The sequence below is a fragment of the Streptomyces lucensis JCM 4490 genome, assembly GCF_014650035.1.
Lineage (GTDB): Bacteria > Actinomycetota > Actinomycetes > Streptomycetales > Streptomycetaceae > Streptomyces > Streptomyces lucensis.
The window spans coordinates 823,084-832,665 of the sequence record NZ_BMUE01000002.1; the positions used below are offsets into that span (position 1 = coordinate 823,084).

A 9,582-nucleotide genomic window follows, 5' to 3' on the forward strand; every position below is an offset into this window, starting at 1 on the left:
CTGCGGCGCTGCGGCACTGGGGCGCCGCTCGATCTGCCGGGCAGCCTGTCAACAGGCCGTTTCCCGTCGATTGCTCGAATGTGAACCCCGTGTTACCTGGTGGTTCTGTGGCGCGTCTCACCTTGTGAGGCGGGGTCGGCCGGAGTATGGGCCGCGGCGGCCTCGCGCACTTCCTCCAGGAAGCCCCGGATCGCGGCCCGCTGCCGGTCGTCGTAACCCCGCAGCAGTTCCACCGAGCGCTCGATCAGCGGCCCGAAGAACGACCGGCCGAGCTCCACCGCGCGGTCCTCCACCTCCACGACGACCTTCCGGCGGTCCCGGGCGCCGCGCACCCGCCGCACGTGCCCGGCCCGCTCCAGCCGGTCGACGAGCGCGGTCGTGCCCGCCGAGTTGAGTCCCAGCTCGGCCCCGAGGCGTCCCGTCGTCGTCTCCTCGCCCGCCCGCCGGGCGTCCATCAGCGCGATCAGGGCGCGCACGTCCGTCGGGTGCATGCCGTGGCGCTGGGCGAACCGGGCGCTGTGCAGGCTCAGATCGACGGTGGCGGCCCGCAGCAGATGGACGATCTCCAGCTCGGGCCCCGGTGCGGGGCCGGACGGGGTGGACATGAGCGCCTCCCGGACTACTATCTCGCTCAGCGAATATCTTGCTGGTCGAGATAATAAGGGGGCGGTGCCGTGACCGGCTACGACGACGAGGCGTTCCGGGTCGCATACGACAAGGTCATGGCGAAGTGGCCCCCGGACCGGGAGGCCCTGACCGTTCCCACGCCCTTCGGCGAGACCCACGTCAACGCCTGCGGACCGCGCGACGCGCCCCCGCTGCTGCTGCTCCCGGGCGGCGGCACGGCGACCTCCGCCTCCTGGTACGCCCAGGCCGCGGACCTCTCCCGGATCCGCCGGGTGTACGCCGTCGACCTGGTCGGCGCCCCGGGGCTGAGCGCGCGGGCCGGCGACCGCCACCCCCGTACGGTCGCCGACCTGGCCCACTGGCTGGACGCCGTCCTGGACGGTCTCGGCGTGCCGGTGGCCGACGTGGGCGGGCACTCCTACGGCGCCTGGATCGCCCTGCACCACGCCCTGCTCAGCCCCGCCCGGGTGCGCCGCCTGTTCCTCCTGGACCCGACCCAGTGCTTCGCCGGGTACAAGGCGGCGTACCTGCTCCACGCCCTGCCGATGCTGCTGCGGCCCGCACCGCACCGGGTGCGCGCCTTCCTGGAGTGGGAGACCGGGCGGGCCGCCCTGGACCCCGACTGGCTCCGGCTGCAGGAGGCGGGCGCCCGTTTTCCGGCCGTGCGTCCGGTGACGAGCCCGCGTCCGGCGCCGGACGCGCTGCGCGCCCTCGAGAAGCCGGTCCTGCTGCTCGTGGCCGCGAGCAGCAGGACCCATGACCCCACCGAGGTGGTGGCCAGGGCCGGTGCGCTGCTGCCGCACGTGCGGACCGCCGTACTGCCGGAGGTCTCCCATCACGCGCTGCCGCACGCGGCACCGGACGCCCTGGTCCGTCACCTCATCGAATTCCTGTCCGGCTGAGCCTCACCCCACCTTCTCGATCACGGCGCGGCGGATCAGGAACTTGCCCGGCTCCCGCACCTGTTCGAAGGCCGCGTTGTTCAGCAGCACGCAGCTGCCGGACACGGAGGTGACCTTCACCGTCGTGGACTTGTTGTTGTCCAGGTTGGTGACCTTCAGGGTCGTCCCCGCCGGGAACTGGTTGCTGGACGCGGCCGGGGCGCCGCCCTCACCGGAGAGCGTGACCGTGGAGCCCTTGCACACCTGCTGGCCCGCGGCCGCGGCGCCGCCGCCGTTGTCCCCTGCGGCCTGCGAGGGCTGCGCGCCCTGTCCGGCCCCGGCGGCCTGCCCGCCGCCCGCCTGCTGGCCGTTGCCCTGCTGGCCGTTGCCGTTGCCCTGCTGGCCGTTGCCGTTCTGCGCCCCCGGAGAGTCCTGAGCCGACTCCCCGACGGTGCATCCGGCAGCCTTCTGCTGGACCTCGATCTGCTTGATGACCGCCTCGCGGTTGGCGATCCGGGCCGCCGACTGGGCGTCCGGTTTCGCCTTCTGGTCCGCGATGAACCTGTCGTTGTTGCCGTGGGCCGTGGCCAGCCCCTGACAGACGGTCGAGTCCCCGGCGGACAGCGTCTTGGCGTTGTGCGGGCTCTGTGCTGCGTTCGAGGTGGACGCCAGCGCGAAGGCTCCGCCGCCCGCCACCGCCGCGGCGCTGACGAACAGCGCGAGCTTCTTCTTCGTGCTGAGGGTTCTCCTGCGCGACATCCGCGCCTCCTGAAGAGGTAGGGGAGCGTACGCCGCTATGTACGAGATCCCGAACGAGGTTACTCAGCGGTTGCCCAGGTTCTTCCAAGTAACCTGTGTCACAGGCAAGTTGAACGTCGCTCAGCTCTTGCCGCGGGAGATCGCCTCGGTCACCGCCTCCTCGGTGCGGCCCACCAGGGCGGTTCCGTCGTCGGCCGTGATGATCGGGCGCTGGATGAGCCTGGGGTGCCCGGCGAGCGCCGCGATCCACCGGTCCCGCGCGGAGGCGTCCCGGGGCCAGTCCTTCAGGCCCAGTTCCTTGGCCTCGGTCTCCTGGGTGCGGGTGATGTCCCACGGTTCGAGGCCGAGACGGCCGAGCACGGCCCTGATCTCGTCCTCGCTCGGCACGTCCTCCAGGTACCGGCGGACGGTGTAGTCGGCCCCCTCGGCATCGAGCAGGCTGATGGCGCTGCGGCACTTCGAACAGGCCGGGTTGATCCAGATCTCCATGCGGCCCACGGTACGCGAAACCCGTCCTCCACCTGCGTCACTGCCACCCCGAAAGCCGCCTTGGCCAGGGGCTTTTGTCAGTGGCGGACCGTAGAATAGAAGCAGTGTTCGAGGGCGTCGCCGGGCTTTCCGGCGGTGTCCTGACCGCGACAGGAGGATGCCCGTGCCCGCTGCCGCCCTGAAGCCCAAGCCGTTGCCGACCCAGTCCACCGCCGAGCGACCCGTGCTGTTCGACTCTCCCTACGAGCCCGCGGTGAAGCGGCCGCTGCCGGCCGGACGGCCGCGTCAGTGGTACGTGACGCACAACCGCCGTCTGAAGGCCATGCGTCTGGCCATAGCCCTGCTCGACTCGGGCGTCTACCTGCCGGCCCAGGCGGACGACGAGACGATCCGCGGCACGGCGCTGGAGATCGGGATGCGCCCGCCGTCCGACACGACGTGCCGCATGGTGCGGGCGCTGATGCGCTACAGCCGGTGACGCCGGCGCCGGGTGCCCCGGGCAGGCGTGGGGCACCCGGTCCGCCGGGCCGGCACCGCCGGCGGCCGGCGCCCGGCGTCCGCGGTTCAGCCGTACCGCTCCAGCAGCCCGCCCACGTACGCCGACAGCCGCTCGCCCAGCACCCCGGGCGTCAGGTCCGTGCGGCCCAGCTCACCCCACGGCCCGGCCAGCTTCGCCGCGTCGGGGGAGTAGGCCAGCGCGTCGAGCAGCCGCCAGTACAGGTGGTCCGGCCCGTCCGCCAGGCCGTGGCCGCCCTGCTGTTCGTACCGGTTCCGGAAGGCGAGCCCGTGCGCGGGGCCGTGCAGCAGGGCCAGCGCCGTCGAGCAGTGGGCGACGTCGAGGTCGGCGGGCCCCCAGGAGGTCTCCACCCAGTCGACGACGCCGCTCACCCGCAGCCCCTCCCCGTCCCCGGTGAACAGCACGTTGCCGGGGTGGTAGTCCCGGTGCAGGAACCGGCCGCGGTACGGCGGCGGGTCGCGCCGGATCACGTCCACCGCCCGCTCCCACGACGAACCCGCCGGCGTACGGACCCGGTGGGGTGAGGTCCACGCCTCGTACGGCCGCGGACGTTCCTCCGGCTCGACCGCGTGGATGCGGACCAGCTGGGCGGCGAGCAGGTCCAGCCGCCGGTCCAGCGCCTCCCCGTCCTCGTCGTCCACCCGCACCCGGCCAGGCAGCCGGGACATCAGCAGGCTGGGGTGGTCGCAGTGCTCGGCGGTGGCGTCGACGGCGACCAGGGCCGGCGCCGGAACGCCCCGCTGCCCGGCGAGCAGCCCGAGCACCGACGCCTCCCGGGACAGCAGCCCCGGGGCGTGGCGCCGGAAGAAGGGCTTCACGAACGTGCGCAGCACCAGCTCCCGCCCGTCGTCGAGCGTCAGCCCCCGCATCTGCGCGGACCACCCCCCGGACAGCGGACGGGCACGGGTGACCTCGCGGCCCGGAGGCAGCCGATCCGCCACCCAGCCGCGGGTGGCCGCCCAGCCCCGGTCCTCCAGGCCGCTCAGCAGGGCGCCCGCCAGCTCCCGCCTGTCCCCGGCGTGGTCACGGAACCACGGACCCAACCGGTGCCCGGCGTCCGGGAGTTCCAGCCGGGTGTACTGGGCCCGCGCCGACAGCGCGTCCTGCACGGCCTCCGTCACCTCCGGCGGGATCACCGCGTCCGTGCCCGGCACCGCCAGCACCGCCCGTCCCTCGAACGCCCGCAGCACCTCGAGCGCCGGCGAGGTCCGCCAGCCGCCGGGAGTGCGGATGATCGTGCTGAACCGCCCGCTGCCGTCGTCGAAAGGCTCGGCCCAGGCCTGTGGCGCGTACACGGCGGGCGCGCACAGGCCCACCGCGGCCACCCGGCTCCCGTAGTGCCGGACCAGGTCCGCGACCGTCTGCCCGCTCATGCTGAACCCGACCAGCACCAGCGGATCGTCCGCCGGGGCGTGCGCGTCGATCACCGCGACCGCCTGCCCGTACCGCCGCCGCAGGCTCGACTCCGCGAGCGTGCCGCTGCTGTCGCCGTGCCCGGAGAAGTCGAAGGCCAGGGCGTGCGCACCGTGGGCGGCGAACTCGGCGAGCAGCGGCAGCAGCCGCTCCTTGCTGCCGTTCCCCGCGCCGTGCAGGAGCACGACCGTCGCCCGTCCGGGCGGACCGGCGCTCACCCCGCTGATCCGTTCACCGTCGCAGGCGCACACGAACCCGTCGTACTCGCAGGTGATTCCGGGGAGTTCACTCATGCGGATCATTCACTCACAGCCGTTCGGCCGCCCGGAAAACGAGGTGCGCACCGGCAACCGGCCTCCCTACCCTGAACAAACGCCGCGAACCCGGCACCCCGCCCCCGCTCACCTCACGGAGGAGGTCCGTCATGCGTGGCATCGTCAGCACCGGGGCCGTCGTCCTGGTGATCCTCGGATTCGGCAACCACGCCTGGTGGCTCGCCGCCGGCGCGCTGCTGTACCTGTACGCGAGGCACGGCCGGGGCGCTCCCGCCCCGCCCCCGCCGGCCGGCACGGGCGCCGTGCCCGACTCCTACCGGGCCTACCGCGAGCGCCGCGACCGGCAGGCCCGGTGGGAACGCCGCTACCGCCGCGAACGTCCCCTGGAGAGCCGCCGCCAGGAACGCGAGAAGAGCGGGTGAACCAGGGGGCGCCCCCCGTCACAGCCCGGGGGCGCCCCACACCGGGAACCACCGGCTCAGGTCCGGCTCGATCCTGAGGTCGTCCGTGAGCGCCGCCCTCACCTGCAGCTCCAGCGCGCTGTCCCGGCGCTCGGCGGCGCCGGGCAGCGGGGAGAACGGGTAGTAGGTGCCGCGCTTGTACAGATAGACCAGCGCCAGCCTGCGGCCGGTGTCGTCCGCGAAGCCGGCCAGTGAGCACAGCAGCTGGGGGCCGAAGCCGTTGGACTCCAGGGAGCTGTTCACCGCGTGCAGGTCGTTGACCAGTTGCGGCAGCTGGTCCGGGCTGCGCCGGGACACCAGCCAGCTGTAGCCGTAGGTGTCCTGGAGCAGCTCCACCGGCGGACCGGTGCGGTCGGTGTCCGCGTCGAGCAGGGCCTGCACCTCCCGGTGCGTCTGCTCGAAGGCCGCGCCCTCCACCGTGGCGAAGCACACCGCCCCGTGCCCGGTCGCGGTGAAACCGGTCGCCGCCTGGAGCGTGACGGCCGCCGACGGAAGGGCGAACAACCGGTCGAGATCGGGAGTGACCGGCTTCGTACGCCCCAGCAGGATGTCCAGCAGCCCCAACGCTCAGCCCGCCGTTCCGGGGGTGGCGGCCTCGCCCAGCTCGGCCGAGATCCGGCCCAGCTGCTCGAGCCGCTGCTGCAGCGTCGGGTGGGTGGAGAAGAACCGCTCGATGCCGGGCTCCCGGCCGGCCGCGGGCGTGAAGTAGAACGCGTTGAACGCCTGGGCCGTGCGCAGGTCCTCGGTCGGGATCCGGGCGATGTCCCCGGTGACCTTGGTGAGCGCCGACGCCAGCGCCGAGGGCCGGCCGGTCAGGTGCGCTGCGGCCCGGTCGGCCGCCAGCTCCCGGTACCGGGACAGCGCCCTGATCAGCAGGAAGCTGATCGCGTACACCGCCGCGGAGACGCCCATGACGGCGGCGAAGACGACGGCGGTGTTCTGGTCCCTGCGGCCCCCGAAGAGCTGCGAGTAGAAGGCGAACCGCACGATCAGTCCCGCGATCACCCCGAGGAACGACGCGATCGTGATGACGGCGACGTCCTTGTGCGCCACGTGCGACAGCTCGTGCGCGAGCACGCCCTCCAGCTCGGCCGGCTCCAGCCTGCGCAGCAGTCCCGTGGTCACGCAGACCACGGCGTGGTCGGGACTGCGCCCGGTCGCGAACGCGTTCGGCATGCCCATCTCGGACACGGCGACCACCGGCTTGGGCATGTCGGCGATCGCGCACAGCCGGTCGACCACCGCGTGCAGCTCCGGATACTCCTCCCGCTCGACCACCCGCCCACGCATCGCGAACATGGCGATCCGGTCGGAGAACCAGAACTGCGCCACGAACATCGCCCCGATCAGGACGACGACCAGCAGCCAGGACTTCAGCAGCACGATCAGCGCGGCGACGAAGCCCACGTACAGCAACCCGAGCAGGAACAGCGTGAGACCCATGCGCGCGGTAAGGCGCCGGTCGCTCCGGAAGCGGCTCTGCATCTCGCATCACCCCGCAGTCAGGCACTCGTCCCGCTGTCCAGTGTGCACCTGCGGCCGCCGTACGGCGCCGCCTAGTACGAAGCGCTCAGCTGCACGAACCCGATCAGGACCATCACCGCGGCGACGCAGCCGATCACGATCGCCGTCGACACCCAGGACGACCGGCGCGGACCCACCGGGTCCGGGTCGGCGCGGAACGGCGCCGGATCCGGCGGGTTCTCCCGCCAGCGCGCGGCGAGCATCCGGGCCCGCGCCGAAGGCTCCTTGTGTTCCGCCGAGTTCGCCCAGACATGATCGAACTCGCGCTCCCAGTCGTCCTGTTCCGCCATCCCCGTTCAACCTCTCTCGTGCGACAGAGCCAGGAGGGATGATCCCCCGACAATAGGAAGGCTGGGAAGCGGGAAAGGTTGCACGACGGATTCGCCACGTTCGCCGGGGCCGAAAAACACCTCCCGGCCCCGGAAGGGAGGGTCTTAGCCCTGTCCTAGCCCAGCGCGGCGGCGGACGGTACGACGACGCCGTACAGGTCGGAGATCATCGCGAGCGCGCCCCGGTGGACCTGCTCGGCGGGCACGTCGGCGACGGCGGTCCGCAGCGGCCGGGTCGCGCTGGCGTCGGCGACCACGGTGGGGCGGTGGCCGGCCAGGAAGGCGCCCTGGGCGGTGGCGGCGACGCACATGTGGGTCATGAACCCGGCGATCACCAGGTCCTTGTGCCCGGCGGCCTCGACGTGCGCGGCCAGGTCGGTGTCGAGGAAGGCGTTCGGCAGGTGCTTGACGACCACGGTCTCGTCGTCGGCCGGCGCCACCTTGGGGTGGATCCGGCCGATCTCCGCGCGGATGTCGTACGGCGTGCCCTCGCCGCCGTCGTTGATGACGTGGATGACCTTGGCGCCCGCGCCGCGGGCCCGGGCCAGCAGCGCGGCGCCCGCGTCGAGCGCGGCCTCCCAGCCCTCCAGCTCCAGAACGCCCTGGGTGTAGGTGTTCTGGTAGTCGATCATGATCAGGGTCGAGTCCGCGAGCGAGGCCGGGGTCTGGTCGAAGCCGTTGAGTTCACGCAGCGTTGTCGATGTCATGGCGCAACGTTACGAGCGCCCCTCGTGTGGCGGCAATGTCATGTAACTTGCAGATCCGGACATCGGACATCGTCGGCAGGGGGCCAGGGTGGGTGGCGTGCAGCGGTTCATCGTGGTCCTCCTCTTCGAGGGCGTCGACCTGCTCGACGTCACCGGTCCGCCCGAGGTCTTCGCGGGACTGCGCCGGGAGACGGACGACGCGAGCGGCTACCACGTCGTCCTCGCCGCCGAGACCCTGGACCCCGTCACCACCGCGGCCGGGGTACGCGTACTGCCCGACCTCACCTTCGAGCAGGCCGCCGCGCGCCGCATCGACACACTGCTGGTCCCCGGCGCGGTGCAGATCGACGACCAGCGCCGGGTCCGGGCCCTCACCGACGCCGGCCTGGTCGGATGGGTGAGGACCCTCGCCGGCCGTTCCCGGCGGGTCGCGTCCGTGTGCGTCGGGGCCCACCTGCTCGCCGCCGCCGGACTGCTCGACGGCAAGCGGGCCACCACCCACTGGTCGACCGCGCAGCAACTGGCCGCCGACCACCCCTCGGTCGAGGTCGACCCCGACCCGATCTTCATCCGTGACGGCAGCGTGTGGACCGGCGCGGGCATCACCGCCTGTCTGGACCTCTCGCTCGCCCTCGTCGCCGAGGACTTCGGCGAGGCCGCCGCGCTGCGCGTCGCCCGGCAGCTCGTGATGTACCTGAAGCGGCCGAGCGGCCAGAGCCAGTTCAGCGTCCCGATCGAGCCCGTCTCGACCACCCGGCGCATGGACGAGCTGCGCCGCCACGTCACGCAGAACGTCACCGCACCGCTCACGGTCGCCGACCTCGCCGCCCACGCCCATGTCAGCGAGCGCCAGCTGACCCGCCTGTTCAAGACGGAACTCGGCACCACGCCGGCGTCGTACATCGAGTCGGCCCGGGTCGAATCGGCCCGCAACCGGCTGGAGTCCACGGACGACACCCTGGAGCGCGTGGCGTCCGCCTGCGGCTTCAACACGGTCGACACCCTCATCCGCGCCTTCCGCCGCAAGCTCGGCACGACACCGACGGAGTACCGCAATCGCTTCCGGCGCACGGGATAGGCGGCCTGCCGGGGCCCGGCGGACGCCCCTGCGGCCGAGGCCGGCCCCGAACCGGAGCCGGCCTCGACGCGCGAAGGGAGGTCAATAGGCGCACAGACGGGACACCTGGCTAGGCACCGGCTCCCGCACCGGCTCCGGCTCCTGCGCCTGCTCCGGCACCTGCGCCGCCGCCGGCTCCCGCACCGGCTCCGGCTCCTGCGCCCGCTCCGGCTCCGGCACCTGCGCCGCCGCCGGCTCCCGCTCCGGCTCCGGCTCCGGCGCCCGCTCCGGCTCCGGCACCTGCGCCGCCGCCGGCTCCCGCTCCGGCTCCGGCGCCCGCTCCGGCTCCGGCTCCGGCACCTGCGCCGCCGCCGGCTCCTGCACCGGCTCCGGCTCCGGCGCCCGCTCCGGCTCCGGCTCCGGCACCTGCGCCGCCGCCGGCTCCTGCACCGGCTCCGGCACCTGCGCCGCCGCCGGCTCCTGCACCGGCTCCGGCTCCGGCGCCCGCTCCGGCTCCGGCACCTGCGCCGCCGCCGGCACCCG

The 9,582-nt window shown here is 73.2% G+C and carries 13 protein-coding genes; 4 read left to right on the forward strand and 9 right to left on the reverse strand.

The window, feature by feature from the left end; all coding sequences use genetic code 11:
* Nucleotides 1–92 precede the first annotated feature (92 nt).
* Complete coding sequence (locus tag IE177_RS07860; protein WP_190014046.1) at nt 93–605, reverse strand: MarR family winged helix-turn-helix transcriptional regulator; 513 nt, start codon at nt 603–605, stop codon at nt 93–95.
* A 117-nt stretch (nt 606–722) separates the two neighbouring features.
* On the opposite strand from IE177_RS07860, the gene IE177_RS07865 reads away from it, so the two are divergent.
* The gene (locus tag IE177_RS07865) at nt 723–1,529 is read left to right on the forward strand and encodes an alpha/beta fold hydrolase (protein WP_190014151.1); all 807 of its coding nucleotides are present in this window, start codon (nt 723–725) and stop codon (nt 1,527–1,529) included.
* Nucleotides 1,530–1,532: 3 nt separating this feature from the next.
* Here IE177_RS07865 and IE177_RS07870 read toward each other — a convergent pair whose 3' ends face one another.
* Entirely contained in the window at nt 1,533–2,267 is a 735-nt protein-coding gene (locus IE177_RS07870; protein WP_190014048.1) for an SCO2207 family protein, read from the reverse strand.
* 120 nt (nt 2,268–2,387) lie between these two features.
* Nucleotides 2,388–2,756, reverse strand: a complete 369-nt coding sequence (locus tag IE177_RS07875) for an arsenate reductase family protein (protein WP_190014050.1) — start codon at nt 2,754–2,756, stop codon at nt 2,388–2,390.
* A gap of 163 nt (nt 2,757–2,919) precedes the next feature.
* Here IE177_RS07875 and IE177_RS07880 point away from each other — a divergent pair, with 163 nt between their 5' ends.
* Nucleotides 2,920–3,234, forward strand: coding sequence for a hypothetical protein (locus IE177_RS07880; protein WP_190014051.1), 315 nt, complete (start codon nt 2,920–2,922; stop codon nt 3,232–3,234).
* Between the two features lie 86 nt (nt 3,235–3,320).
* On the opposite strand, the gene IE177_RS07885 is transcribed toward IE177_RS07880, so the two are convergent.
* Nucleotides 3,321–4,979 carry an alpha/beta fold hydrolase gene (locus IE177_RS07885; RefSeq protein WP_229815931.1) on the reverse strand — a complete coding sequence of 553 codons (1,659 nt, stop codon included), beginning with the start codon at nt 4,977–4,979 and terminating at the stop codon, nt 3,321–3,323.
* Between the two features lie 131 nt (nt 4,980–5,110).
* Here IE177_RS07885 and IE177_RS07890 point away from each other — a divergent pair, with 131 nt between their 5' ends.
* Complete coding sequence (locus IE177_RS07890) at nt 5,111–5,383, forward strand: hypothetical protein (protein WP_190014055.1); 273 nt, start codon at nt 5,111–5,113, stop codon at nt 5,381–5,383.
* 18 nt (nt 5,384–5,401) lie between these two features.
* Here IE177_RS07890 and pspAB read toward each other — a convergent pair whose 3' ends face one another.
* The 4 genes from pspAB to IE177_RS07910 all read right to left on the reverse strand — a co-directional run bounded on the left by pspAB (nt 5,402) and on the right by IE177_RS07910 (nt 7,982).
* The gene (gene pspAB / locus IE177_RS07895; RefSeq protein ID WP_190014057.1) at nt 5,402–5,986 is read right to left on the reverse strand and encodes a PspA-associated protein PspAB; all 585 of its coding nucleotides are present in this window, start codon (nt 5,984–5,986) and stop codon (nt 5,402–5,404) included.
* 3 nt (nt 5,987–5,989) lie between these two features.
* Entirely contained in the window at nt 5,990–6,907 is a 918-nt protein-coding gene (gene htpX / locus IE177_RS07900) for a zinc metalloprotease HtpX (RefSeq protein WP_190014059.1), read from the reverse strand.
* Nucleotides 6,908–6,978: 71 nt separating this feature from the next.
* The gene (locus tag IE177_RS07905; protein WP_190014061.1) at nt 6,979–7,236 is read right to left on the reverse strand and encodes an SCO2583/SCO2584 N-terminal domain-containing protein; all 258 of its coding nucleotides are present in this window, start codon (nt 7,234–7,236) and stop codon (nt 6,979–6,981) included.
* Between the two features lie 155 nt (nt 7,237–7,391).
* Nucleotides 7,392–7,982, reverse strand: a complete 591-nt coding sequence (locus IE177_RS07910; protein ID WP_190014063.1) for an isochorismatase family protein — start codon at nt 7,980–7,982, stop codon at nt 7,392–7,394.
* Between the two features lie 88 nt (nt 7,983–8,070).
* Between IE177_RS07910 and IE177_RS07915 the strand changes: the two genes are divergently transcribed.
* A complete protein-coding gene (locus IE177_RS07915) occupies nt 8,071–9,060 on the forward strand; it encodes a GlxA family transcriptional regulator (RefSeq protein WP_190014065.1) in 990 nt (329 codons plus the stop codon).
* 81 nt (nt 9,061–9,141) lie between these two features.
* Here IE177_RS07915 and IE177_RS07920 read toward each other — a convergent pair.
* On the reverse strand, nt 9,142–9,582 hold a 441-nt coding region (locus tag IE177_RS07920; RefSeq protein ID WP_190014067.1), incomplete at its 5' end, for a hypothetical protein.

Coding starts and splice junctions, on each gene's coding strand:
- IE177_RS07890 (WP_190014055.1), top strand. CDS start 5,111: ATGCGTGGCATCGTCAGCACCGGGGCCGTCGTCCTGGTGATCCTCGGA.
- IE177_RS07875 (WP_190014050.1), bottom strand. CDS start 2,756: ATGGAGATCTGGATCAACCCGGCCTGTTCGAAGTGCCGCAGCGCCATC.
- IE177_RS07870 (WP_190014048.1), bottom strand. CDS start 2,267: ATGTCGCGCAGGAGAACCCTCAGCACGAAGAAGAAGCTCGCGCTGTTC.
- IE177_RS07910 (WP_190014063.1), bottom strand. CDS start 7,982: ATGACATCGACAACGCTGCGTGAACTCAACGGCTTCGACCAGACCCCG.
- IE177_RS07905 (WP_190014061.1), bottom strand. CDS start 7,236: ATGGCGGAACAGGACGACTGGGAGCGCGAGTTCGATCATGTCTGGGCG.
- IE177_RS07860 (WP_190014046.1), bottom strand. CDS start 605: ATGTCCACCCCGTCCGGCCCCGCACCGGGGCCCGAGCTGGAGATCGTC.
- htpX (WP_190014059.1), bottom strand. CDS start 6,907: ATGCAGAGCCGCTTCCGGAGCGACCGGCGCCTTACCGCGCGCATGGGT.
- IE177_RS07865 (WP_190014151.1), top strand. CDS start 723: ATGGCGAAGTGGCCCCCGGACCGGGAGGCCCTGACCGTTCCCACGCCC.
- IE177_RS07885 (WP_229815931.1), bottom strand. CDS start 4,979: ATGAGTGAACTCCCCGGAATCACCTGCGAGTACGACGGGTTCGTGTGC.